Raw genomic sequence first — 24209 nt, forward strand, 5'->3', positions numbered from 1 at the left:
CACCCTTCTGCCGTACTTGATGATCTTCAACCGCCTGGCTCACTACTTGAAAGTGCTGCAGCGCGAGCATCTCGGTTCGTGGAAAGAACGTACCGACCTCGAGCTGGAACTGAACAAGTGGATCCGTCAGTACGTTGCCGACCAGGAAAACCCGAGCGCCGAAGTCCGTGGCCGTCGTCCGCTGCGTGCTGCGCAAGTGATCGTCAGCGACGTTGAAGGCGAGCCGGGCTGGTACCGCGTGAGCTTGAACGTGCGTCCGCACTTCAAGTACATGGGTGCCGATTTCACCCTGTCGCTGGTTGGCAAGCTGGACAAAGAGTAAGAGCGACTCATGGACGGATACGGCAGTCTTTTCGAACGCCTCAACGGCGACGCGGAACAGCGCAAAGGCAGGAGCCTCGAAGCTTCAGCCATGGCGTCTGTGGCTGCCCATCTGGCCAAAATGCTCAGCACCCGGGCCGGCAGCGTGCAAACGCTGTCCGACTACGGGTTGCCCGATCTCAATGACATGCGCCTGAGCCTGCACGACTCCCTGAGTCAGGCCCGTCTGGCCATCGAAAACTTCATCGAAGCCTACGAGCCACGCCTGAGCAACGTGCGTGTCATTTCCCTGCCGCGTGACCACGATCAACTGCGCCTGGCCTTCAGTATCGAAGGCCTGCTGGAAGTTGAAGGGTTCAAGCGTCAGGTCAGTTTTTCCGCGCGCCTGGATGGCAGCGGACAAGTGAAGGTCACCTAAGGAGATCCCCGATGTCTGGCAAACCTGCAGCACGCGTATCCGACCCCACCGCTTGCCCACTTCCTGGCCACGGTACCAACCCGATCGCCGCCGGTTCCGGCGACGTGTTCTTCGACGGCCTCGCGGCCGCCCGTGAAGGTGATGCCTCTGCGTGTGGTGGTGCGATGGTCGGCGATCTGGCGACCACGGTTTTGATTAACGGCAAACCTGCTGCAACGGTCGGTTCGGTGGGTTCGCATGGGAACAAGGTCACCGCCGGTTCTGGCACGGTGATTATCGGGAATTCGCATTCGCCTGTGGCGTTTGTGCCGCCAGTGCCTTTGATCATTCCGGGCTTCGATGCTCAGTTCCAGCTGAAAAACGGTCTGGGCAATCCGCTTGCGGATACGAAATACCTACTCCGTCGAGCGGATGGTTCTCTCGAAAGTGGAATCACCAATGAGTTGGGCCTGACTCATCGCGTGAAGGCCCACACAGCTTCCGAAAAAATCGAAGTTTTCATTGAGAGCTGAGGGAGTACTCATTCATGGCCGAGGCTGAAAAAATCAATAAGGACGGGCAGGAATATGTGCCAGCTGGCGCGGCCGCGAGCACAAAAACCTCTGAGGTTGCGCCGGTAGAGTTGCAGGTTTGCCGCTGTAACGGAAAAGAAGTCACAACGCTGGCTGGCTACGACAGCATCCCGAGCTATACCGGCGAGCTGCCTTCTCCGTTGCAAATTATGTGGTACGTGCCAAAAACCAAAGAAATGCTCAAGGCAAGTTTCTCTGATACAGAAATTCGTGTCTGGATAAAGCAGGCGGCTGAATATTATGGCGTCCCGCATATTTTGCTGGCGGTTATTCTGCAGCAGGAGAATGGACCTAAGGGCAGTAAATTTCTTCAAACCATGCAATTCGGCGAACGGTCGCTGACTACTCTGCTGGCAATTGTTGACAACTTGGCTTTCGATGCCGTCCCGGACAAGTTGGCCGGTGGCTCCAGCGGCTTTGCCAATATGAGTAGGGCAACATTGCAGAAGTCCGTTCAATACACAGAGAACTATTACTGCAAGAAACCTTTGCCCGAAGACGTTCAGTACCGGATTTTTGGCTGGAACCAGGACACGCGAATCCCGGGCGATGATTGGAAGGCAGACCTCTACTATTGCGCCGGCCATCTACGTGAACTGGTTGACCGGGCTACCGGGACTCGCTGTCACTCCGGAGCGCTGACCGCCGACCAGCTGAAAAAGGTGATTGCTTCCTACAACGGTTCGGGGCCGCTTGCCGAAAAGTATTCAACCGATGCTATGACGTTGTTAGACGCAGCGAAAGCAGGTACGGCGTGGTTGTATTTTTATGAAAGGTAAACTCTCGACGTCTACCACTCTTGCGCTTGCTGCCGGCATTTTGGCTGTGGGGGTTGTCGTGTGGACAAATATTTTCTCCAATTCGCTGATGCTGTTAATGGACGGCGTTAATTTTATTCCTGCGGAATCCTCAATCCTCGCCTTTGAACCTTATGAGATAAATCAAGGGTCGTCTTCCTATTGGATCTACGGTCAGGATGGGGAAAATTATTATTATTTTTCTTATGACGCGGCTGCGCCTTACATTTTTATTTCCAAAGCAAATGTTTGTCAGGGGTTTGATCGCCTGAATTTCAAAACATGGTGCAGTGCGAAACAAGGTACGAAGAAATGATCAGCGAGGCATCGATCTGCTCATGAAACAGTCAAGGATGATTTCGATGTCGGGGTGGGCAGTGTTTTTCACGTTTTTCATCCCAGTGACTACCTACGCCGCTCAGCAGGTCTACAGCAATAATGTTTTCCTGCTGAACACCTGTGGCGTGCCTCTGGAATTGTCCGTGGTGCATGACTCCAACTATGACGATAAAGCCCGCCGCTTGGTGTTGGATCCAAATCAGCGCAGAACTATCGCCAACTACAGATCGTTCGGCGAGGACGTAGCCGGTCAGATCAGCGACCAGTACAGCCTGTCGATCAAGAGCCCGACGGCGACCAAAACCATCGACGCGCAGACGTTGCGAAAGGCTGTCGCAAGCACCGAAAGAACTGAACAAAAAGCTGTTCGTTCATGGGTCATTACTGATGGTTCTTTCTGCCCATGAAGTTTTTTAGCGGGAACGGCTCAGTGAAATCAAGAGCGTGGCAATGCCTGGCCGCTTTCCTCTGCTCGGTCGGTTTGCTGACGATTCTGGTCGGCTTCGCGCTGCTGTTGCGAATGGAAAGCTCGACCAAACCAAAGCTGTTCGCTCATCCCAACGCGTTGTGGGTGGGCGCCGAGGATGGCGGTGTATTCGTTGAAGTTACCAGGAACGAGGCGCCGGACTACTACGTCGAGATTCGCCACGAGAGTGGCGGAATGTGGACTGAGGGTTGGGTTCGATACGGCACACGGGACAGCTATCCGTTGAGCGCTGCCGCCATCGGCGGCTACGACGGCGTTGAACTCTATGTGTATTCGGCGATGGCGATCACGCCGAAAAAACAGGGAGTGGCGCAGCGATGAATATCTACGCGCGTCTTGCACTCTGTCTGGCGATTCACGCGGCGGGATGCGTGGCCTACGTGTTTCTGAATAACGCAGTGGTGGTGGCCTACAAGGCCTTCAACGGCGGATTCACCACCCGTGGCGTGGCGATTGGCATCGCCCACTACATGTTCATCTACATATTTTTTGGCATAAACGCGCTGGCCGCGATCATCCCGAACCTGTGGGCCAAGCTCGGTCTGCTCGCACTGATGGTTGCCTGGATTCTGTTCATGATGGTGCCGAACAACCCGCTACGTGCGCTGTTCTACACCGTGGCCCAAGGCGGAGTCACGTTGTTGGCGATTCTGCTCACGCAGGTGATTGAACTGCGTTGGGAAAGACTTGCGCTGATGCGGCAGACGTCGCCTGCGAGCCCTGCTCATGCTTAGTCGTGCGCAACTGAGCTTCTTCATGGCGGCCTTGTGGTGGCCACTGCTGGCGGTGTTGGCGATCAGTTCCTATGACCTGTGGAATGGCGAGTATTTAACATCCGAGTCGACCGGGATTTATTGGCAGTACCTGTTGTGGTGGGGAATTCCCGGGCTTCTGGGTTTCTCGCTGTGGATGTCCCGATCGGCGCAAAGCCGCAACGAGCAACAGGCACTGCGGATGGTTTGGTGGGCGCCGGTGAAGTTCATCCCGTTCTACGCCGTGCCATGGATGCTGTATGGCTTGTTCAGTCTGTTCGTCGGGCCGTCCAGGGACGCTTACATGGCGTACGGCTGGATCTCGATTGTGCCGTTTCTCCTGATTGGCGGTTACGTCTGTGCCGGCGTGACAGTCGCGCTCTACAGGATATTTTTTTGATGAGTTCCACTACCAGGCAGGTACCCCGTGTCCTTTAACCACTACTACCAAAGCGAACTCACCGCACTGCGCCAACTCGGTCGCCGTTTCGCCGAGCGTAGTCCGGCGTTGGCACCGTATCTGGGGCAGGCCGGGCGGGATCCGGACGTGGAGCGGTTGCTCGAAGGCTTTGCGTTTCTGACTGGGCGTCTGCGCCAGAAGCTCGATGACGAGCTGCCGGAACTCAGCCATTCGCTGATGCAACTGCTGTGGCCGAACTATATGCGCCCGCTGCCGGCGTTCAGCATTTTGCAGTTCGATCCGCTCAAGCGTTCCGGGCCGGCGTTGCGCGTCGAGCGTGATACGCCGATTGAAAGCAAGCCGATCGAAGACGTGCGCTGCCGCTTCCGTACTTGCTACCCGACCGAAGTGTTGCCACTGGATCTGGCCGCGCTGAATTACTCGGTGAAGGGCGACGGCTCGCTGCTCAGCCTGCGTCTGGAAATGAGTGCCGATGGCCACCTCGGTGAGCTGGAACTGAGCAAGCTGCGTTTGCACTTTGCCGGTGAGCGCTACATCAGCCAGATGCTCTACCTGAGCCTGCTGCGCAACCTCGAAGGCATCGAACTGATCCCGCTCGACGGTGCCGGCAAACCGATTGATGGCGTCAGCGGCAAGCCGATGGCGTTCAAGATTCCCGGTGATCGGGTCAAACCGGTGGGCTTTGCCGAAGAAGAGGCGTTGATCCCGTATCCGCTGAACACCTTCCGCGGCTATCGCTATCTCCAGGAATACTTCGCCTTCCAGGACAAGTTCCTGTTCGTCGACGTCAATGGTCTGGACATCCTCAATGCGCTGCCGGAAGACACGCTGAAGCAGATGCGCGGCCTTGAATTGCGCTTCGATATCCGCAAGAGCGGCATCATGCGCATGCGCCCGACCCTGGATAACGTGAAGCTGTTTTGCACACCGATTGCCAACCTGTTCGCCCACGATGCATTGCCGATTCGCCTCGACGGCAAACAGGACGAATACCTGTTGCTGCCGGCGGAATTCGATCTGGAAAACTGCGGCGTGTTCTCGGTGGAAACCGTGACTGGCTGGAAGCCCGGCGGCCTCGGTTATCAGGAATACGTGCCGTTCGAATCCTTCGAGCACGACCCGAGTTTCGACGTGCCCAACAGCCGTCCGCACTACAGCATTCGCCAGCGTTCGTCCTTGCTGCACGACGGCCTCGACACATACCTGAGCTTCGGCATTCGTCACACCGAAGCCCACGAAACCCTGTCGATCGAGCTGATCTGCACCAACCAGAACCTGCCGCGCAAGCTCAAGCTCGGCGACATCTGCATGGCCTGCGAAGAGACGCCGGAGTTCTTGAGTTTCCGCAACATTACCCCGGCCACGTCGAGCTTCGCGCCACCGCTGAACCGTGACTTCCTGTGGAAGCTGATCAGCAACATGTCGCTTAACTATCTGTCGCTGGCCGACGTCAATGCGTTGAAGGTTATTCTCGAAACCTACGACTTGCCGCGTTACTACGACCAGCACGCGGAGAAGGTCAGCAAACGCCTGCTCGGCGGCCTCAAGCACATCAAGCATCACCACGTCGACCGCTTGCACCGTGGGCTACCGGTGCGCGGTTTGCGCACCGAACTGACCATCGACCCGGAAGGGTATATCGGCGAAGGCGACCTGTTCGTTTTCGCTTCGGTTCTTAACGAGTTTTTCGCGCTTTACGCCAGTCTCAATTCATTCCATGAGCTGCGCGTAAAAAGCACACAGGGAGAGGTGTACCAATGGACACCACGTATGGGCCTGCAGCCCCTGCTTTAAGCGGGCTGACCAAGGTAATACGCGAGTACTCGCTGTTTCAGGCCGTGCTGCTGGTGATCGACCGGCTGCGCGAAGCACACCCGCATCTGAGCGAAGACGATCTGTACGATCAGGTCGAGTTTCAGGCCAACCCGAGCCTGGGCTTTCCGCGCAGCGACGTCGATCGCGTCGAGTTCTTCGAAGAACACGGGCAGATGCGCGCGCGCATGCGTTTCAACCTGATCGGCCTGGTCGGTTCCGGCTCGCCGCTGCCGGCGTTCTACGGTGAACAAGCCCTGGGCGACAGCGAGGACGGCAACCCGACGCGCAATTTCCTCGACTTGTTCCACCATCGCCTGCAACGGCTGATGCTGCCGATCTGGCGCAAGTATCGCTATCGTGCGAGCTTCCAGAGCGGCGCGCTCGACCCGTTCTCGGCGCAGCTGTTTGCGCTGATCGGCCTGGGCGGCGACGAGATTCGCAAGGCCAAGGAACTCAACTGGAAACGCCTGCTGCCGTACCTCGGCTTGCTCAGCTTGCGGGCGCACTCGGCGGCGCTGATCGAAGCCGTGCTGCGTTACTACTTCAAGCACGAAGACCTGGTCATCGAGCAGTGCATCGAGCGCCGAGTGGAAATTCTCGAAGAGCAGCGCAATCGATTGGGCCGTGCCAACAGCCTGCTCGGTGAAGACCTGGTGCTCGGCGAACACGTGCGCGACCGCAGCGGCAAATTCCGCATTCACATCACCGAACTCGACTGGCAGCGATTCCATGAATTCCTGCCGATCGGTTTCGGTTACCAGCCGCTCTGCGCGCTGGTGCGGTTCACCTTGCGTGACCCGCTCGATTACGACATCCGCCTGGTTCTGCGCCAGGAAGAAATCCGCGAACTGCGCATCGGTGAGCAGAACGCCTGTCGCCTCGGTTGGACCAGCTGGCTGGGCCGCGAAAAAGCGGACGGCGTGGTGACCCTGGGCAGCAAAATTCATTAAGGACGTGAGCCATGATCAACGTAGACCTGCAACAACTCATCCAGGCGCTGGACGCCGAAACCCGTCGTGATCTGGAACGTTCCGCCGAGCGTTGCGTGGCCCGTGGCGGCAGCAAGATCCTCGTCGAAGATTTGATGCTCGGCCTGCTCGAGCGCCCGAATGGCTTGTTGTCGCGCGCACTGCAGGATGCAGACGTCGACGCCGGTGAACTCAGCGCCGCGCTGCAATCGCGCGTCGAACACAGCGCTTCGCGTAACCCGGTGTTCGCCCCGGAACTGGTGCAGTGGCTGCAAGACGCGCTGCTGGTGGCCAACCTCGAACTGGGCCAGACCCAGGTCGAAGACGCCGCGCTGATCCTTGCGCTGCTGCGCAATCCGATGCGCTACGCCGGCAGCCGCTATCAGCCGCTGCTCGCTAAGTTGAACATCGATCGCCTGAAGGAATTTGCCCTGTCGCAACAGGAGCAACCAGCGGCCAATGGCAAACCGGCCGCACAGGGCGAATCGCTGCTGCAGCGTTTCACCCACAACCTGACGCAACAGGCCCGCGACGGCAAACTCGACCCGGTGCTGTGCCGTGACGGCGCGATCCGGCAGATGGTCGACATCCTCGCCCGTCGCCGCAAGAACAACCCGATTGTGGTCGGTGAAGCTGGCGTGGGTAAAACCGCCATCGTCGAAGGTCTGGCGTCGCGCATCGCCGCCGGTGAAGTGCCGCAAGTGCTCAAAGGCGTTGAGCTGCTGTCGCTGGACATGGGCTTGCTGCAGGCCGGCGCCAGCGTCAAAGGTGAGTTCGAACGTCGCCTCAAAGGCGTGATCGACGAAGTCAAAGCCTCGCCGAAACCGATCATTCTGTTCATCGACGAAGCCCACACCCTGATCGGCGCGGGCGGCAATGCCGGCGGTTCCGATGCGGCCAACTTGTTGAAGCCGGCACTGGCCCGTGGCGAACTGCGCACCATCGCCGCGACCACCTGGGCTGAGTACAAGAAATACTTCGAGAAAGACCCGGCGCTGGCCCGTCGTTTCCAGCCGGTGCAACTGCACGAACCGACCGTCAGCGAAGCGGTGACCATCCTCCGTGGTCTGGCCCAGGTTTACGAGAAGAGCCACGGCATCTACCTGCGTGATGATGCGGTGGTTTCGGCGGCGGAATTGTCCGCACGTTATCTGGCTGGCCGGCAACTGCCGGACAAAGCTGTCGACGTTCTCGACACCGCTTGCGCTCGCGTACGCATCAGCCTCGCCGCTGCTCCGGAAAGCCTCGAGCGCCTGCGTGGCGAACTGGCTGAAGGTGGCCGTCAGCGTCAGGCGCTGCGTCGCGATGCCGAGGCTGGTCTGCTGATCGACCATGAAGCGCTGGAGGCACTGGAAGCGCGTTTGGACGAAGCCGAAACTGAAATGGTCGCGCTGGAAACCCTGTGGACTGAACAGAAGCAACTGGCCGAGCGCCTGCTGGAACTGCGTCAGCAACTGGCCAAGGCCCGCGAAGCTGCTGCCGTCGAGCCAGTGGTCACCGTTGAGGAAGACGCCGAAGGCACCGTGATCGAAACCGTCGCTGCCGAAGTCGAAGAAGGCCAGAGCGTCGAAGCGCTGGAAGCCCAGCTCAACGAAACCCACAGCGCCCTGACTGCCGCTCAGGTCAAAGAGCGTCTGGTCAGTTTCGAAGTGTGCCCGCGTCTGGTTGCCGAAGTGATCAGCGCCTGGACCGGCGTGCCACTGGCGCAACTGGCCCGCGAACACAACGCCAAGGTCGCCAGCTTCGCCACCGACCTGCGCACGCGCATCCGTGGTCAGGAACAAGCCGTACACGCACTGGATCGCTCGATGCGCGCCACCGCTGCCGGCCTGAACAAACCTGATGCGCCAGTCGGCGTGTTTCTGCTGGTCGGCCCGAGCGGCGTGGGTAAAACCGAAACCGCACTGGCCCTGGCTGACTTGCTGTACGGCGGCGATCGTTTCATCACCACCATCAACATGTCCGAATTCCAGGAGAAGCACACCGTTTCCCGTCTGATCGGCGCGCCACCGGGCTACGTCGGTTATGGCGAGGGCGGCATGCTCACCGAAGCCGTGCGCCAGAAACCGTATTCGGTGGTGTTGCTCGATGAAGTCGAAAAGGCTGATCCGGACGTGCTCAACCTGTTCTACCAGATCTTCGACAAAGGCGTGGCCAACGACGGTGAAGGTCGCGAGATCGACTTCCGCAACACGTTGATCCTGATGACCTCGAACCTCGGTAGCGACAAGATCAGCGATCTCTGCGAGAACGGCGCACGCCCAACCGCTGAAGTCCTCGAAGAAACCATTCGCCCGGTCCTTAGCAAACACTTCAAACCGGCGCTGCTGGCGCGAATGAAAGTGGTGCCGTACTACCCGGTCGGCGGCCCGGTGCTGCGCGAACTGATCGAGATCAAACTCGGTCGTCTTGGCGAGCGCCTCAACCGTCGTCAGCTGGATTTCAGCTGGTGCCAGAACCTTGTCGATCACCTGTCCGAGCGTTGCACGCAAAGCGACAGCGGCGCGCGCCTGATCGACCATCTGCTCGATCAGCACGTGCTGCCGCTGGTGGCGGATCGTTTGCTCGACGCCATGGCCACCGGCGAAAGTCTCAAGCGTGTGCATGCCACGCTCGACGGCGAAGCCAGCGTGACGTGCGAGTTCGCCTGAGGTGGGTGTGATGTTCACTCAGGTGCCGCAGCCGCTGGTCTATGCCGAAGCGTTGCTGGCGCAGTTCGCCAGTCTGTCGCGGGCGGCGGACGGGGCTGCGTTGCTGGGTGACTTCGTGCGTGGGCTGGCCGAGCTGAGCGGTTGCGAACTGACGCAGCTGTATCTGCTCGACGCCACCCACACCTGCCTGGGGATGAACGCCGAATACCTCGACGGCGCCCTGCAACCGCGCGAAGCGGCGAGCCTGCCGGCGGATTACAACGGCGAACAACTGCTGCAGTTCGCCCTGTGCCAGAACCGCGTGGTGTGCCTCGACGACTTGAGCGGCAGCTTGCACGAAACCAGTTTTCTGCCGGCAGCGGCTTCGCCGTGGCAGTCGTTGCTGTGCGTGCCGCTGGTCAACCAGCACAAGGCAGTCGAAGGTCTGCTGCTGTGTGCCAGTCGTCGTCGCACCAACCTGCAAGGCTTTGCCGATTCCCTCGGCCAGCTCGGCTCGTTCGTGCTTGGCCAATTGCATTTGTTGCAACGCCTGCGTCAGCCGCTGGCGGAAACGGCCACGGTGGCGCGCAGCGTACCTAGCATCAGTGGCTACGGCTTGATCGGTAAAAGCGCGGCGATGCGCCAGACCCATTCGCTGATCAGCAAAGTGCTGCACAGCCCGTACACCGTGTTGCTGCGCGGTGAAACCGGCACTGGCAAGGAAGTCGTCGCCCGGGCGATTCACGATTGCGGCCCGCGCCGGTCTCAGGCGTTCATCGTGCAGAACTGCGCAGCGGTCCCGGAAAACCTGCTGGAAAGCGAGCTGTTCGGCTATCGCAAAGGTGCCTTCACCGGCGCCGACCGCGACCGTGCGGGTCTGTTTGATGCGGCCAATGGTGGCACGCTGTTGCTCGATGAAATCGGCGACATGCCGCTGTCGTTGCAAGCGAAGATTTTGCGCGTGTTGCAGGAAGGCGAGATCCGTCCGCTGGGTTCCAACGACACGCACAAGATCGACGTACGCATCATCGCTGCCACTCACCGCGATCTGTCGACTTTGGTCAGCGAAGGCAAATTCCGCGAGGACTTGTACTACCGCCTCGCGCAATTCCCGATCGAGTTGCCGGCGCTGCGTCAGCGCGAAGGCGACATCCTCGAACTGGCCCAGCATTTCGCCGACAAGACCTGCACGTATTTGCAGCGTGATCCGGTGCGCTGGTCGGATGCAGCGCTGGAGCATCTGGGCGGTTACACCTTCCCCGGCAACGTCCGCGAACTCAAGGCGTTGGTCGAACGTGCGGTGTTGCTGTGCGAAGGCGGCGAGCTGCTCGCCGAGCATTTTTCCCTGCGCCTGGAGCCGATGCTGGAAGACAACAGCCACCTGAATCTGCGCGAACGCCTGGAGCAGGTCGAGCGCACCTTGCTGCTCGATTGCTTGCGCAAAAACGACGGCAACCAGACCCTCGCGGCCCGCGAACTGGGCTTGCCCCGGCGCACGCTGCTGTACCGGCTCGGTCGTCTGAACATCAATCTGGGGGATTTCGATGGCTAGGCAAACGCTCATCGATTTCACCTCAAAAATCAATTTCAGCGCCGCCCGCGAGGGTCGGCGCTTTGTGCTTTGTCTACACCTGGAGACCCTCTGATGTCTGTTCGTCACTGGCACGCTGTCCTGCTGACCCTCGTCGTTCTATGCGGCCTTGGCGGCTGTAGCGGCAATTACAAATTCAACGACAACGACTATCGCCCGTTGGGTGATCCGCAAGCGGTCAATCGCGGCAAGTGACCGCAAGGAGCATCAAACATGGAATTGGTTTTCGAAATGCTGAACACCAAGCAGTTCGTGCCCACCGAGTTGTGCCAGAAGACCTTTAAACAGGCCGGCGGCGTGATCGGGCGGGGCGAGGACTGCGACTGGATCATCCCTGACCGCAAGCGTCACCTGTCCAATCACCACGCGATTGTCAGCTACCGCGAAGGCACGTTCTTTCTGACCGACACCAGCAGCAACGGTGTGCAGGACGGTGACAGCGGCGCACGCCTGCACAAAGGCGAACCGGTGCGTATCGAGCACGGCAGCACCTACGTGCTCGGTGACTTCGAGATACGTGCACGTCTGGTACGCGACCCGGCGACTTTCGACGGTGAAGCCGGGCGTCCGCGCGCCGCGGGCAGCATCATCCCGGACGACGCGTTTCTCGATCTCGACCCGCTCAATGCCCTCGAACAGCAAGAGCGCGTGTACTCGGAAATCGACGAACTGCTGGCGCCGAACACCAAGCCGGAAGACTCCCGTCAACGCGCCGACTACGCGCGCATCGACATGGAAAGCCTGATGGTGCCGGAGCTGATCGCCGCGCCCGCCGAACCTGAGCCCGCTCCGGCACCGAAAGCCGTCGAGCGTCAAAGCGAAGGTTTCTGGGAGCACTTCGGTGCGGCGCTGGGTGTGGACGTCAAAGGCCTCAGCCACGACGAGCGCGAAGCCCTGGCCTTGAATGCTGCACGCTTGCTGCGCCAAAGCATCGGCGGTTTGCAGCAGAGCCTGCGCACCCGTTCGGAGCTGAAAAACGAACTGCGTCTGGCCCAGACCACCGTGCAAGGCACCAACAAGAATCCGCTGAAATTCGCCGTCGATCCGAGTGAAGCGCTGCAGATTCTGTTGCAGCCAAGCAAGCCCGGACATCTGCCGGCCGAGCAGGCGATCTCCCGTGCCTTCCGCGATCTGCAGGCGCATCAGGTTGCACTGCTGACCGCCAGCCGCGCCGCCGTGCGCGGCACCCTGGAGCACTTTTCGCCGGAGCAACTGACCCTGCGTTTCGAGCGCGACAGCAAGCCATTGATCGCCACGTCTGGCGGGCGCTGGAGAGCGTTCGGCCGTTATCACCAGGCGCTGCGTCAGGACGATGACTGGAGCGAGCGTCTGCTGGCCCGCGACTTCGCCCAAGCCTACGAAGAACAGATCCGCCTGATCTCCACCCTCCACACCGACCACCAAGGATGATGCGCATGTCTCGCCGCTCGACCGCTTTTTTCAAGACGCTGACTGCGCTCACCGTGCTGGTGTTGCTCGCCGGTTGCTCGTCGCTGTCGCCGTACTCGAAAGTGACCAAGATCAACCTGAAACTGACCGGCAGCGATCAGTTGAACCTCGACCTCAACGGCCGCCCATCGCCGGTGGTGGTGCGTCTGTTCGAGCTCAAGCACCCGGTGACCTTCGAGAACGCTGACTTCTTCAGCCTCTACGAGCGCGCCAAGGAATCCCTCAACCCGGATCTGGTGGCCAGTGAAGAACTCGAACTGCGCCCGGGCGAAACCGTGGAACTGAAACTCAAGGTGGAAGAGGGCAGCCTTTATGTCGGCGTTCTTGCCGCTTACCGCGACTTGCCGGAAACCCAATGGCGCCACACGGTGCAGATCACTCCGTTGGAAGTTACCGAAGTCGATCTGACTCTGGATCAGACCGGCATCCGTAACACCAATCAAGTGCTCGCCAAGGCGGATGACTGACCATGAATACCCATAAAGTCATTTGGCAGGAAGGCATGCTGCTGCGGCCGCAGCACTTCCAGCACAACGATCGCTACTACGATCACCAGATGAAAACCCGCACGCAATTGCTCGGTGGCTACACCTGGGGTTTCCTCAATCTGGAGATCGACTTGCAGTTCCTCAACATGGGCAAACTGGTGATCAGTGAAGCCTCGGGGATTCTGCCGGACGGCAGCCTGTTCGAACTCGGTGGCAACACCGAGCCGCTGGCGCTGGACGTGCCACCGAACACCGGCAACACGCCGATCTATCTGGCGCTGCCGCTGGTCACCGGCAACCACATCGAGTCGCGCCGTCCGGAGCAGTCCGACGTGCTCGCGCGTTACACCGCGTACGACGCCGAAGTGGCCGACTCCAACGCCGGCGACGATTCTGCCAGCCAGGTCAGCTGCGGCCGTCCGGACTTCAAACTGTTGCTCGGCGAGCAGCAGAGCGATCAGGCCTACGTAAAGCTGAAGATCTGCGACGTGCTCGACACCACGCCCGACGGCGTGATCAGCCTCGATCCGGATTTCGTCCCGACCTACATTCAGGCCCACGCCTCCAGCTATCTGCTGTCGTGCCTGAAAGAAGTGATCAGCATGCTCAGCCACCGGGGCGACACCATTGCCGAACGGATTCGCTCCAACGGCAAGGTTGGCGGCGCGGAAGTCGGCGACTTCATGATGCTGCAACTGATCAACCGCACCGAACTGCTGCTGCGCCACTACCTCGGGCTGGAGCAGGTGCACCCGGAAGAGTTGTACCGCACGCTGCTGACCATGCTCGGCGATCTGGCGACCTTCTCCGGCGAGAGCAAACGTCCGCGTCTGGACAGCCGCTACTCCCACGCCGATCAGGGCGGCAGCTTCCGCAAACTGATGGAAGCGATTCGTCAGGTACTGTCGATGGTGCTCGAACAGCACGCCATCGAACTGATCCTGCAAGCGCGTCAGTACGGCATCATCGTGTCGCCGTTGCACGACCACAAACTGCTCGGCTCGGCCTCGTTCGTGCTGGCAGCGAGTGCCAACTGCGACTCCGAAGAACTGCGCCATCGCTTGCCGGCGCACCTCAAGGTCGGCCCGGTGGAGCGTATCCGCCAACTGGTCAACCTGCACTTGCCGGGGATCAAGGTCAAACCGTTGCCGGTGGCCCCACGGCAGATCGCGTTCCATTCGAACAAAACCTATTTCATCCTCGAACTCAGTTCCGAAGACCTGGCACAACTCGAGCGCTCCGGCGGTTTCGCGTTCCACGTGTCCGGCGAATTTGCCGAGCTTGAACTGAAATTCTGGGCCATCAGGAACTGACCGACATGATCAAGGAAACGGATTACAACCAGGACGACAAAACCGTCCTGCTCGATCGTCAAGGCCACGGACCGGCGTCGAGTCCGCTGACCGACTTCGCCGCGCCACCGCGCTTCGAGCAACTGGAAGAACGCATGATCTACGCCGCGCGCCTGCGTCCGGCGGAAGCGTTCAACATCAGCCTCAATTCGCTGGTGGCAGCCTCGTCCGAGTTGCTTTCGGAAGTGGTGCGCCTCAAGCACAGTGAAACCCGTGAAGATCTCTACGCGCTCAACGAGCGCCTGACCGCCGGGCTCAAGCTGTTTGAAGTGCGCGCCCTGCACAACGGCGCCGAAAGCAGCCAGGTGATGGCCGCGCGTTACGTGCTCTGCACCGTGGTCGACGAAGCCGTCGTGACCACACCGTGGGGCAACGAAAGCGAGTGGTCGCAGATGAGCCTGCTGAGCAGCTTCCACAACGAAACCTTCGGTGGCGAGAAGTTCTTCCAGTTGCTCGATCGACTGTCGAAGAACCCGGTCAAGCACCTGCCGATGCTCGAATTGATGTATTTGTGCCTGTCCCTCGGTTTCGAAGGCAAGTACCGCGTGCAGGCACGCGGCATGCTCGAACTCGAAGGCATCCGCGACGCTCTGTACCGGCAAATCCGTCAGTTGCGTGGCGACGTGCCGCGTGAGTTGTCGCCGCACTGGGAAGGCCTCGACGATCAGCGCCGCAACCTGGTGCGCATCGTGCCGGCCTGGATGGTGGTGTTGTTCACTGTCGTCTGCCTGGTGGTGATGTATTCGGGTTTCGCCTGGGTCTTGGGCGAGCAGCGCGACACCGTTCTGCAACCTTATCAGCCGCTTGATCCAGCCGCGGTCCAACCGCAGTCGCAGCCGTAAACAGGGACGTGTGATGAAAAAGTTTTTCAAGAAAGTCGGCGCCTTCCTGCGCCAGACCTGGGTCTGGACCCTGCTGCTGGTGCTGTTCGTGGCGCTGCTGGTGTGGTTCGTCGGCCCGTTGTTGGCGGTCGATGATTACAAGTTCTGGGAAGGTTCGACCGCCCGCTTGCTGACCATTGCCGTGCTGTTCCTGATCTGGGGCCTGACCATGGTCTTCGTCAGCTGGCGCGCGGGTATCCGCAAGAAAGCCGACGAAGAAAGCGAAGACGGCCAGGATCGCATCCGCCGCGAAGAGCTGATCGACGACGAGCAGAAAGAGTTGAAGGCGCGCTTCAAAGACGCGCTGAAAACCCTGAAGACCTCGAGCCTGTATCGCGGCCGCAGCGAACGCTGGCGCAGCGACTTGCCGTGGTATCTGCTGATCGGTCCGCAAGCCTCGGGCAAGACCAGCCTGCTGGACTTTTCCGGTCTGGAATTCCCGATCAACAAGATCGACCGCAAGCTGACCCGCGACACCCTCGGCACCCGTCATTGCGACTGGTACTTCGCCGACCACGGTGTGCTGATCGACACCGCCGGGCGTTACACCACGCAACCGGATGTGGAAGTCGACGGCAGTGCCTGGACGACCTTGCTGGAGCTGCTGCGCAAACGTCGTCGCGGCCGTCCGCTGAACGGCGTGCTGGTGACCATTCCGGTGGAAACCCTGCTCGGCGGCAGTGAGCAGGACATCGATACCCTGGCACGCCAAGTGCGTGGTCGTCTGCAGGATGTGCATCAGAAATTGCACGTCGATGTGCCGGTGTATCTGGTCCTGAGCAAGGCTGACAAGCTGCTCGGCTTCGACGAGTTCTTCGATCAACTGACCCGCGAAGAAAGCGATCAGGTGCTCGGAACCAGTTTCCGCAAGGATCAGGTCGGCACCGACGTGGCTGTGCTGCGCAACGAGTTCGAAGAACTGCTGCGTCGCCTCAACAGCCAAGTGATCATGCGCATGCACTCCGAGCGCGACACGCAGCGCCGTGGCCGCATCCTCGACTTCCCGCATCAACTGGGACTGATCGGCGAGCGCCTGTGCCTGTTCGTCGACATGGCGTTCACCGGCAACCGCTATCAGCGTGCCACGCAACTGCGTGGGTTCTACCTGACCAGCGCGCCGCACCTGACCCAGGAAATGGACTCGACCACCGCCGGCATCGGCGCCAGCCTCGGCATGAACGCCGGTGTGCTGCCGACCCTGCGCAGCGGTCGTTCGCGTTTCATCCATCACTTGCTCAGCCGGGTGATTTTCCCCGAGGCCGATCTGGCCGGTCTGGACAAGCGCGAACGCAGCCGCATTCATTGGGGCCAGCGGGCGCTGTACGTCGGCGCACTGGCGGCATTGGCGCTGTTCGGCATGCTCTGGGCGGGCGGTTTCTCGGCCAACTACGAGCGTCTGGAAAACCTGCGCAATCTGGCACAGAACTGGACACAGCAGCGCAGCGCCCTGACGCCGCGTGATGACGCCATGGGCGTGCTGAAAACCCTCGACACCAGCTACGCCGCAACGCAGGCGTTCCCGAAGAAGGGCGACGTTTCCTATCACGAACGTGGTGGTCTGTATCAAGGCGAAGACGTCAATCCAGTGGTCAAAGAGGCTTACGAGCGCGAGCTTGAAAAGCAACTGTTGCCACGGGTAGCGACCATGCTCGAAGGGCAGATCCGCGCCAACATGAAGGACCGCGAAAAGCTGCTCAACAGCCTGCGCGCGTACCTGATGTTGAACATGAAAGACCGTCGCGATGCCGTCTGGCTCAAGGACTGGGTCGCCACTGACTGGTCGCAGCGCTACAACGGCAACACCGCGGTGCAGAACGGTCTGAACGCGCATCTGGAGCGTTTGCTGAAGCAGCCATTTATCTACCCGCTGAACGATCAACTGGTCACTCAGGCGCGTCAGGTATTGCGCAGCGAATCGCTGGCCACCGTGGTTTATCGCATGCTCCGCGAGCAGGCGCGCAACCTGCCGGAATACCGCTTCAGCCAACACCTCGGCCCGCAAGGTTCGCTGTTTATCGGCACCGAATACGTGATCCCGGGTTTCTACACCCAGTCCGGTTATCAGCAGTATTTCTCGGTTCAGGGCGCAACGCTGGTCACCGACATCCTGCGCGACAACTGGGTGCTGGGCGAAGGTGCGGGCATCAGCGACATGGACTTGCGTCGCCTGATGGTCGAGCTGGAGCAACTGTACTTCCGCGACTACGCCAACTACTGGAGCGAAGCCGTTGGCCAGGTTGCACTGCCGCCGATCAGCGATGCCGGTGAAGGCGCCGAGCAACTGGCGGGCCTGACCTCGGCCAACTCGCCGGTGCTGGCGCTGTTGACCGAAGTACGCGAGAACACCCGCTTCGAGGCAGCCGCTGACCCTGTTGATGAAGCCGGTGATGCCGCTGATGCGTTGGCAGGGCAGAAAGGCAAACTGGGTAAAGTCGGCAAACTGGCGTCAGCCGTGGCGGACAAGGCTTCGGCCCTGAGCGTTGCGAAGAGCCTGCCGGACACCGCGAAGAAGTCGCTACAACGTCGCTTCGAACCGCTGCATCGCCTGCTTGATGACAACAACGGCCCGGGCGCTGACCTGACGCCAGCGTTCAACGCGCTCAACGACCTGCAACTGCAACTGTCCGGCCTGGCCCGTTCCAGCACGCCGGAACAAGCCGCGTTCGAACTGGCGAAAACCCGCATGAGCGGCCAGCGTGATGCGCTGACCAACCTGCGCGCCGCTTCCGGTCGCCTGCCGCGTCCACTGAGCGTGTGGTTCAACGTGCTGGCCGAAGACTCGTGGCGCCTGGTGCTCAACGATGCCTACCAATACCTGAACGGTCGTTATCAGAACGAGCTGTACAGCGTGTATGGCAAAACCATCAGCAAGCGTTATCCGTTCAGCGCCAGCAGCACCAGCGACGTGGCGATCAGCGACTTCCGCGAGTTCTTCAAGGCTCAAGGCATCGTCGACCGCTTCTTCGACAGCTACATGCGTCCGTTCGTCAGCGGCGATCCGGGCAACTACCGCATGCGCAGCGTCGACGGTCACAGCCTGCCGGTGTCCAAGGTCTACCTCGATCAGATGGCGGCAGCGCTGACGATTCGTCAGAGCTTCTTCTCGATCAACCCGGCCGAGCCGACCGTGCAGTTCAAACTGGAGCCGTACACCCTCGATCCGGCGGTCAGCCGTTCCGAGTTCAAGTTCGGCGACAAGACCATGGAATACCGCCACGGCCCGATCCTGCCAATGACCTTCAAATGGCCGACCGATGCTGAAGACGGTCGCACCAGTCTGGTCATGGACAAGATGGCCGGGCGGCCGATCGGTATCGAGAAGAACTCTGGCCCATGGTCGCTGTTCCGTCTGTTCGATCTGATGCAGACCGAGTACCTGACCGGTCGCGACGTGCTGGTGCTGAAAGCGGACGTGGGTGGCCTGCGCGCCAACTACCTGCTGAGCAGCCAGCGCACGCCGAACCCGTTCGACATGGGCGTGCTGCGCACCTTCCGTATGCCGGTGCAGCTCTGATGCTGGTGGCCAGTGCCTGGCGCAGCGCGGCGCGTACCGACCCGGGCAAGGTGCGGGCGCGCAACGAAGATGCCTTCCTCGACTCGCCACAGCAGGGGCTGTGGGTGGTCGCGGACGGCATGGGCGGTCATCAGGGTGGCGACATCGCCAGCCAGTTGATCGTCGCCAGCCTGGCTGAGCTGCCGCAACACGAGGACTTCGACGAACGCCTCAAAGCCATCCGCCAGTGCCTGCACTGGCTGAACCGGCGTTTGGGGCAGGAGTTGACGGTCACCGCCGGGCGTCACGACAGCATCATGGGCAGCACCGTCGTGGCGCTGCTGGTGGAAGGCAATCGCGCGGCCTGCATCTGGGCCGGCGACAGCCGCTGTTATATGTGGCGCGGGCAGCGTTTGTATCAGCTGTCCAAGGACCATTCGCTGCAACAGCAACTGATCGACGAGCAACAGATGAGCGTCGAACAAGCGGCGGCACACCCGGCGGCTCAGGCGTTGACCCGAGCCGTCGGCGCCGCTGAGCAACTGACCCTGGATGTCCTCGAACTTGAGGTGTATCCGGGCGATGCTTTTTTGCTCTGCAGCGATGGTTTGTATCAGGGCCTGAGCAGCGATGCCCTCGGCACCGCCCTCAGCCTCAGCGCGCCGCACGTGGCGCTGGAACGTTTGTTCGACGGCGCCCTGCGTGGCGCCGCGCGCGACAACCTGACAGCCGTGGTGATCCGCCAATGACCAAGATCGAATCACCCATCGATGACTTGTTGATGAGCGAAGAGCAGGCCAACAACCTGACCTACTTCGCCTTCGCCAAGGAAAACAAAGCAGAGCCTTTGCTGGCGCCGACCAAGGCCAGCATCGGTGTTCTGCCGGATGTACTCGCCGGTCGCTACCACCTCGAGCGTCTGCTCGGGGCCGGTGGCATGGGCGCCGTTTACCGGGCGCGGGATCTGCTGCACGAACAGTTCGGCGATCCCGACCCTTACATAGCGCTGAAAATCCTCAGCGAAGAATTTGCCGAATCGCCGGACGCCAGTGCCTTGCTCTACAGCGAGTTCGCCCTGACCCGACGCCTGCGCCACGACAATGTCGTGCGTGCGCACACCTTTGAAGTCGACACCGATTGCCAGCGGGCCTTCATCACCATGGAATACATGCGTGGCCTGACCCTGGACAAATTGCTCTGCGAGCGGCCCCTCGGCCTGCCGTGGCAAGAACTGCGCGACATCGTCCTGCCGCTTCTCGACACGCTGGCCTACGCCCACGGTCGCGGCGTGCTGCACGGTGACATGAAACCGAGCAACGTCATGCTCAGCGAAGAAGGCTTGCGCTTGTTCGACTTCGGTTTGGGCCAGGCAGAGGAGGGCGTGATGCCCGGCCTGCCGCACCTGAGCCGCGAACGTTTCAACGCCTGGACCCCGGGCTACGCCGCCCCCGAACTGCTTGAGGGCCGACCGTTGTCGGCCAGCGCGGACGTGTACGGCGTGGCCTGCGTGATCTACGAACTGGCTGGCGGCAAACACCCGTTCCGCCGCTTGCCCTCGACCCAGGCTCGCGACGAGCACCTGGAGCGCGAGTTGCACGCGCCGGCGAACTTACCGAAACACTGTTGGCCAGCGCTGCAAACCGCGCTGAGCTTCGACCCGGCAGCACGCACCATCACTGCCCAACAATTGCGTGACGCCTTGGGCGCCACTTCGTCCTGGCTGCAACGTCTGCGACTTCGGGCGTAATGGATGACATTCGAACAGGGAGCACTTTATGTTCAACCCAGCTAACGAAACCCACTTCAGCCTCAAGGTCGAAGACTACGTCGGCGACCTGCAAGTGCTGTCGTTCACCGGCACCGAAGGCATCAGCCAGCCGTTTCGTTTCGACCTGGAACTGGTCAGCGAAAACCCTGATCTGGACCTGGAAAAGCTCCTGCACAAGCAGGCCTTTCTGGCGTTCGATCCGCAGGGTAGTGGCATTCACGGGCAGATCTACCGCGTCGCCCAAGGCGATGCCGGCAAGCGCCTGACTCGCTACAAAGTGTCGATGGTGCCGCAACTGCAATACCTGCATCACCGCACCAACCAACGCATCTATCAGCAGATGTCGGCGCCGAAAATCATCGCACTGATCCTTGATGAACACGGGATCAAGGGCAACGCCTACAGCTTCCAGCTAAGCCAGCCGTGTCCGGATCGCGACTACTGCGTGCAGTACGACGAAACTGACCTGCACTTCGTCCAGCGCCTGTGCGAAGAGGAAGGTATTCACTACCACTTCCAGCACAGCGACAAAGGACACTTGCTGGTGTTCGGCGATGATCAGACCGTGTTCCCCGACCTCGGCCAGCCGACGGCCTACGTGCAGGGCAGCGGCATGGTTGCCGAAGAACCGGTGATCAAAGGTTTCAGACTGCGCCTGGAAACCCGCACCAGCCGCACCACACGCCGCGACTACGACTTTGAAAAACCGCGCCTGCAAATGGAAGCGGCGTACAGACCCGACGTCGCTGCCGACAGCGAAGACAGCGAACCGGATCTCGAAGACTACGACTACCCGGGCCGCTTCATCGACCGCGCCCGTGGCAAGTTCCTCAGCCAACGCGCCCTCGAACGCCACCGCGCCGACTACCGTCAGGCCGAAGGTCGCGGCGACCAGACCAAACTGGTCAGCGGGCACTTCATGGCCATGTCCGACCACCCGCGCAGCGAGTGGAACGACCTGTGGCTGCTCACCGAAATCTTCCACGAAGGCAAACAGCCGCAAGTCCTCGAAGAAGGTGTGACCAGCGACACCACCGACAACAAGGACGACTTCCACCAGGGCTACCGCAACACCTTCCTCGCCACCCCGTGGGACGTGTTCTACCGTCCGGCCCTCGAACACCCGAAACCGCGCGTGCTCGGCAGCCAGACCGCCATGGTCACCGGCCCCAAAGGTGAAGAAATCCACTGCGACCAATACGGCCGCATCAAAGTGCAATTCCACTGGGACCGCGAAGGCCAGGCCGACGACAAAACCAGCTGCTGGCTGCGCGTCTCCAGCTCCTGGGCCGGCGACCGTTACGGCGCGATCAGCATCCCTCGCATCGGCATGGAAGTCCTCGTCACCTTCCTCGAAGGCGACCCCGACCAACCGCTGGTGACCGGCTGCTTGTACCACAAGGAAAACCCGGTGCCGTACGCACTGCCGGCGAACAAGACTCGCAGCGTGTTCAAAACGCTTAGCTCGCCTGGTGGTGGTGGGTACAACGAACTGCGCATCGAAGACAAGAAGGGTGCAGAGCAGATCTACATTCATGCGCAGCGGGATTGGGATGAGAACGTTGAGCACGATCAGAAGATTCGGGTCGGCAATGAACGTCACGACACGGTGGTGAAGAACACCTACACCGAGCTCAAGGCTGAAGAACACCGCACCACGATTGCCGATCGCAAGGTTGAAGCGAAGCTGGATGATCACCTGACGATTGGGCAGAACCAGCATGTGAAGCTGGGCACGGCGCAGCTCACCAGCGTGGGGAAAGAGATTCATCTCAAGGCTGGGGACAAGATCGTTATTGAGGCGGGGACAGAGCTGACCATTCTAGGCGGTGGCAGCTTTATCAAGCTTGATGGCGGTGGGGTGACGGTGGTTGGGCCGGTGATCAAGATCAATGCGGGTGGTTCGGCTGGCTCGGGTACTGGTATTGGCATCAAGCCGCCGATATTGCCGGGCGCTGCCGACAAGGACATCGCCGGCGCAGTACCACCGCAGGCGCTGCCGAACGCACCGCTGCCGCCACCACCGGTGTGCAAGGAATGTCTGGCCCGGGCCAAACGTAACGCTCAAGCCCTGGCCGCACGATAAAGGACGACTTCATGAACACAAGCAATGCGCGCTGGCTCGACGAGTTATGGGTCAACGCCCAACAACTCAAACAGCAGCACCTCGACGTGCTGGTCGACGCCACAAGCCTCGACTACCCGCTGCTGCAACAGCTCGCCGAACAGCCCGACGCGGCAAAACTGGCCAAGCTGTTTGAAAACACTCCCGAGGTCGCCATCGCCGACTTCGGCCCGTTGCTGCTGCGCGTCGACATCGGCCAACGCGACTGGCTGAAAACCTTCATCAACGGCGTCGACTGCAATAAACATGTCGTCGTCGTATTCAGCCCATGGCAATTCGAAGCGCTCGCCGATCACCTGCGCGGCTTCCTTCAAGCCCAATGGAACCAAGGCCGTTCCGAAGGCGTGTTGCGCTACTACGACCCACGCATGCTGCTGCCGGTCACCGAAACCCTGACCCCGGTACAAAGCAACGCCTTCCACGCCGCCGTCATCTCCTGGCATTGGCTCGACCGCGACCAACAACCGCAAAGCTTGCCCGGCAACTACGTCCGCCACGCCCAAGTACCCGCCGCCGGCCCGGTGATGTTCGATCACCCACAAGTGGCCAACCTGCTCGCGTGGACAGAAGCAGATGCCTACCGGGTCGATCGCTGCGCAGTGCCACAGAACTATGGCTTGAGTCGTAACGAGAGTTTGATCCGGCACTTGTATCGCAGCCAATTGGCGGCGAATCAGAAGGGCTTGAAAGAGCCGGAGGAGCGCGAGCCGTTTATTGAACAGTGGTTGGTGGAGAACTCGTCGTTTGTGATCGATGAGCCGCCGAAGGCGTTGATTTGATGAATGCGATTGCGCGTGGGTCGGTGCGGGGGGCGATGTCTTCCGGGCTGGTCTGTGTGTGGGTTTTGCTGGGGGTGTTGGCGTTGAGTGGGTGTCGTGGTGGGCCGGAGATGGTGAGTGCGCCTGTCACTGGTTATAACCATACGTCTGCATCAATTATACGATTCAGTATCAATGGCGCCGGTGGTCCTCATATTCCGCCCCATCAGGGAGGTGGTGAAGTTTGCTGTGGTCTACTTCCGGTTCAGTGGAATCCTAATTTAAAAGCGATTGTTGAGTGGGATAAAGATCCAGAGCCCTATGCAAAGCTGGAACGTGATCAACAGGGTCAAATTGTAAAGGCTGCTGCTGTTCGCCACTCAGCTGGATTTTCTCATCATTCAGCAATAGTTGAAATTCCAAGGTACGCTGAAAAGGTGTGTGCGTTACAAGTTCACTTTCTACCGTGTGATCAAGTTCGGGTTTCTACCACATGTTTTACACCGGGTCATCCTAACTATCCCTACAAGACCTATTTTCAATTAAAGGAGCCGTCTGCATGTTCGAGCCTCTAACTCAGTATGTGGTTCGGAAGGTTCGAAAGGAGTTTTCTGATGTGCGATCTAAATCGTATGTGCACAGTAAGTACAGGTCCCGGTTCTTCGAGGGCACTGTTAGTTATCAGACGAGCATGGAGGGTCAGGTATATGTCTAGTCATATGACTGGGGTGAATAATTTGCGTTATTATTCGGCGTTTGTCTCAAGTGTTTTTCTGGGCTGTAG

23 protein-coding genes and 1 pseudogene are annotated in these 24209 nt (G+C 60.2%); all 24 read left to right on the forward strand.

Going from position 1 to position 24209, the window contains the following annotated elements; translation table 11 throughout:
• Positions 1-322, forward strand: a pseudogene (locus ACIPIZ_RS25230) (type VI secretion system contractile sheath large subunit); the annotation flags it as partial.
• A gap of 9 nt (positions 323-331) precedes the next feature.
• The gene (tssE, locus tag ACIPIZ_RS25235; RefSeq protein WP_064389595.1) at positions 332-739 is read left to right on the forward strand and encodes a type VI secretion system baseplate subunit TssE; all 408 of its coding nucleotides are present in this window, start codon (positions 332-334) and stop codon (positions 737-739) included.
• A gap of 11 nt (positions 740-750) precedes the next feature.
• Positions 751-1251, forward strand: a complete 501-nt coding sequence (locus tag ACIPIZ_RS25240) for a PAAR domain-containing protein (RefSeq protein ID WP_122660259.1) — start codon at positions 751-753, stop codon at positions 1249-1251.
• A 14-nt stretch (positions 1252-1265) separates the two neighbouring features.
• Positions 1266-2090, forward strand: a complete 825-nt coding sequence (locus ACIPIZ_RS25245; RefSeq protein ID WP_095119780.1) for a hypothetical protein — start codon at positions 1266-1268, stop codon at positions 2088-2090.
• Positions 2080-2424 (forward strand): hypothetical protein, encoded by a 345-nt coding sequence (locus tag ACIPIZ_RS25250; RefSeq protein WP_110718146.1) that lies wholly within the window; start codon positions 2080-2082, stop codon positions 2422-2424. The genes ACIPIZ_RS25245 and ACIPIZ_RS25250 overlap by 11 nt, the downstream gene beginning before the upstream one ends.
• A gap of 22 nt (positions 2425-2446) precedes the next feature.
• A complete protein-coding gene (locus ACIPIZ_RS25255) occupies positions 2447-2854 on the forward strand; it encodes a hypothetical protein (RefSeq protein WP_401168064.1) in 408 nt (135 codons plus the stop codon).
• Between the two features lie 23 nt (positions 2855-2877).
• Positions 2878-3255: a hypothetical protein gene (locus ACIPIZ_RS25260; protein ID WP_122660257.1), complete on the forward strand. Its 378-nt coding sequence runs from the start codon at positions 2878-2880 to the stop codon at positions 3253-3255.
• Positions 3252-3668, forward strand: coding sequence for a hypothetical protein (locus ACIPIZ_RS25265; protein WP_150647521.1), 417 nt, complete (start codon positions 3252-3254; stop codon positions 3666-3668). Before ACIPIZ_RS25260 ends, ACIPIZ_RS25265 begins: the two co-directional genes overlap by 4 nt.
• Entirely contained in the window at positions 3661-4086 is a 426-nt protein-coding gene (locus tag ACIPIZ_RS25270; RefSeq protein ID WP_122660255.1) for a hypothetical protein, read from the forward strand. Before ACIPIZ_RS25265 ends, ACIPIZ_RS25270 begins: the two co-directional genes overlap by 8 nt.
• 27 nt (positions 4087-4113) lie before the next feature.
• Positions 4114-5901, forward strand: coding sequence for a type VI secretion system baseplate subunit TssF (tssF, locus tag ACIPIZ_RS25275; protein WP_064389591.1), 1788 nt, complete (start codon positions 4114-4116; stop codon positions 5899-5901).
• A complete protein-coding gene (tssG, locus tag ACIPIZ_RS25280) occupies positions 5865-6872 on the forward strand; it encodes a type VI secretion system baseplate subunit TssG (protein WP_064389590.1) in 1008 nt (335 codons plus the stop codon). The genes tssF and tssG overlap by 37 nt, the downstream gene beginning before the upstream one ends.
• An 11-nt stretch (positions 6873-6883) precedes the next feature.
• Positions 6884-9541 carry a type VI secretion system ATPase TssH gene (gene tssH, locus ACIPIZ_RS25285; RefSeq protein WP_401168068.1) on the forward strand — a complete coding sequence of 886 codons (2658 nt, stop codon included), beginning with the start codon at positions 6884-6886 and terminating at the stop codon, positions 9539-9541.
• Positions 9542-9551: 10 nt separating this feature from the next.
• A complete protein-coding gene (locus tag ACIPIZ_RS25290) occupies positions 9552-11072 on the forward strand; it encodes a sigma-54 interaction domain-containing protein (RefSeq protein WP_401168071.1) in 1521 nt (506 codons plus the stop codon).
• Positions 11073-11165: 93 nt separating this feature from the next.
• The gene (locus tag ACIPIZ_RS25295; protein WP_003229566.1) at positions 11166-11306 is read left to right on the forward strand and encodes a hypothetical protein; all 141 of its coding nucleotides are present in this window, start codon (positions 11166-11168) and stop codon (positions 11304-11306) included.
• A gap of 18 nt (positions 11307-11324) precedes the next feature.
• Positions 11325-12521: a type VI secretion system-associated FHA domain protein TagH gene (gene tagH, locus ACIPIZ_RS25300; protein ID WP_064389587.1), complete on the forward strand. Its 1197-nt coding sequence runs from the start codon at positions 11325-11327 to the stop codon at positions 12519-12521.
• A 5-nt stretch (positions 12522-12526) separates the two neighbouring features.
• A complete protein-coding gene (gene tssJ, locus ACIPIZ_RS25305) occupies positions 12527-13027 on the forward strand; it encodes a type VI secretion system lipoprotein TssJ (protein ID WP_105704682.1) in 501 nt (166 codons plus the stop codon).
• Positions 13028-13029: 2 nt separating this feature from the next.
• Entirely contained in the window at positions 13030-14361 is a 1332-nt protein-coding gene (tssK, locus tag ACIPIZ_RS25310; RefSeq protein ID WP_064389585.1) for a type VI secretion system baseplate subunit TssK, read from the forward strand.
• Between the two features lie 5 nt (positions 14362-14366).
• Complete coding sequence (gene icmH / locus ACIPIZ_RS25315; protein WP_064389584.1) at positions 14367-15242, forward strand: type IVB secretion system protein IcmH/DotU; 876 nt, start codon at positions 14367-14369, stop codon at positions 15240-15242.
• A 13-nt stretch (positions 15243-15255) separates the two neighbouring features.
• On the forward strand, positions 15256-18795 hold the full coding sequence (tssM, locus tag ACIPIZ_RS25320; protein ID WP_122660253.1) for a type VI secretion system membrane subunit TssM: 3540 nt from the start codon (positions 15256-15258) through the stop codon (positions 18793-18795).
• A complete protein-coding gene (locus tag ACIPIZ_RS25325) occupies positions 18795-19523 on the forward strand; it encodes a PP2C family serine/threonine-protein phosphatase (protein ID WP_064389582.1) in 729 nt (242 codons plus the stop codon). The genes tssM and ACIPIZ_RS25325 overlap by 1 nt, the downstream gene beginning before the upstream one ends.
• Entirely contained in the window at positions 19520-20521 is a 1002-nt protein-coding gene (locus ACIPIZ_RS25330) for a serine/threonine-protein kinase (RefSeq protein ID WP_401168076.1), read from the forward strand. Before ACIPIZ_RS25325 ends, ACIPIZ_RS25330 begins: the two co-directional genes overlap by 4 nt.
• Positions 20522-20549: 28 nt before the next feature.
• Positions 20550-22628 (forward strand): type VI secretion system tip protein VgrG, encoded by a 2079-nt coding sequence (locus ACIPIZ_RS25335; protein WP_105704680.1) that lies wholly within the window; start codon positions 20550-20552, stop codon positions 22626-22628.
• Between the two features lie 11 nt (positions 22629-22639).
• Complete coding sequence (locus ACIPIZ_RS25340; RefSeq protein ID WP_401168077.1) at positions 22640-23446, forward strand: DUF4123 domain-containing protein; 807 nt, start codon at positions 22640-22642, stop codon at positions 23444-23446.
• Positions 23446-24000, forward strand: a complete 555-nt coding sequence (locus tag ACIPIZ_RS25345; protein ID WP_401168079.1) for a DUF3304 domain-containing protein — start codon at positions 23446-23448, stop codon at positions 23998-24000. Before ACIPIZ_RS25340 ends, ACIPIZ_RS25345 begins: the two co-directional genes overlap by 1 nt.
• The last annotated feature ends 209 nt before the right edge of the window (positions 24001-24209 follow it).

The organism is Pseudomonas sp. NPDC087690, from assembly GCF_044743175.1.
Taxonomy (GTDB): Bacteria; Pseudomonadota; Gammaproteobacteria; order Pseudomonadales; family Pseudomonadaceae; genus Aquipseudomonas.

Coding starts and splice junctions, on each gene's coding strand:
- tssE (WP_064389595.1), top strand. CDS start 332: ATGGACGGATACGGCAGTCTTTTCGAACGCCTCAACGGCGACGCGGAA.
- ACIPIZ_RS25240 (WP_122660259.1), top strand. CDS start 751: ATGTCTGGCAAACCTGCAGCACGCGTATCCGACCCCACCGCTTGCCCA.
- ACIPIZ_RS25245 (WP_095119780.1), top strand. CDS start 1,266: ATGGCCGAGGCTGAAAAAATCAATAAGGACGGGCAGGAATATGTGCCA.
- ACIPIZ_RS25250 (WP_110718146.1), top strand. CDS start 2,080: ATGAAAGGTAAACTCTCGACGTCTACCACTCTTGCGCTTGCTGCCGGC.
- ACIPIZ_RS25255 (WP_401168064.1), top strand. CDS start 2,447: ATGAAACAGTCAAGGATGATTTCGATGTCGGGGTGGGCAGTGTTTTTC.
- ACIPIZ_RS25265 (WP_150647521.1), top strand. CDS start 3,252: ATGAATATCTACGCGCGTCTTGCACTCTGTCTGGCGATTCACGCGGCG.
- ACIPIZ_RS25270 (WP_122660255.1), top strand. CDS start 3,661: ATGCTTAGTCGTGCGCAACTGAGCTTCTTCATGGCGGCCTTGTGGTGG.
- tssG (WP_064389590.1), top strand. CDS start 5,865: ATGGACACCACGTATGGGCCTGCAGCCCCTGCTTTAAGCGGGCTGACC.
- tssH (WP_401168068.1), top strand. CDS start 6,884: ATGATCAACGTAGACCTGCAACAACTCATCCAGGCGCTGGACGCCGAA.
- ACIPIZ_RS25290 (WP_401168071.1), top strand. CDS start 9,552: ATGTTCACTCAGGTGCCGCAGCCGCTGGTCTATGCCGAAGCGTTGCTG.
- ACIPIZ_RS25295 (WP_003229566.1), top strand. CDS start 11,166: ATGTCTGTTCGTCACTGGCACGCTGTCCTGCTGACCCTCGTCGTTCTA.
- tagH (WP_064389587.1), top strand. CDS start 11,325: ATGGAATTGGTTTTCGAAATGCTGAACACCAAGCAGTTCGTGCCCACC.
- tssJ (WP_105704682.1), top strand. CDS start 12,527: ATGTCTCGCCGCTCGACCGCTTTTTTCAAGACGCTGACTGCGCTCACC.
- tssK (WP_064389585.1), top strand. CDS start 13,030: ATGAATACCCATAAAGTCATTTGGCAGGAAGGCATGCTGCTGCGGCCG.
- icmH (WP_064389584.1), top strand. CDS start 14,367: ATGATCAAGGAAACGGATTACAACCAGGACGACAAAACCGTCCTGCTC.
- tssM (WP_122660253.1), top strand. CDS start 15,256: ATGAAAAAGTTTTTCAAGAAAGTCGGCGCCTTCCTGCGCCAGACCTGG.
- ACIPIZ_RS25325 (WP_064389582.1), top strand. CDS start 18,795: ATGCTGGTGGCCAGTGCCTGGCGCAGCGCGGCGCGTACCGACCCGGGC.
- ACIPIZ_RS25330 (WP_401168076.1), top strand. CDS start 19,520: ATGACCAAGATCGAATCACCCATCGATGACTTGTTGATGAGCGAAGAG.
- ACIPIZ_RS25335 (WP_105704680.1), top strand. CDS start 20,550: ATGTTCAACCCAGCTAACGAAACCCACTTCAGCCTCAAGGTCGAAGAC.
- ACIPIZ_RS25340 (WP_401168077.1), top strand. CDS start 22,640: ATGAACACAAGCAATGCGCGCTGGCTCGACGAGTTATGGGTCAACGCC.
- ACIPIZ_RS25345 (WP_401168079.1), top strand. CDS start 23,446: ATGAATGCGATTGCGCGTGGGTCGGTGCGGGGGGCGATGTCTTCCGGG.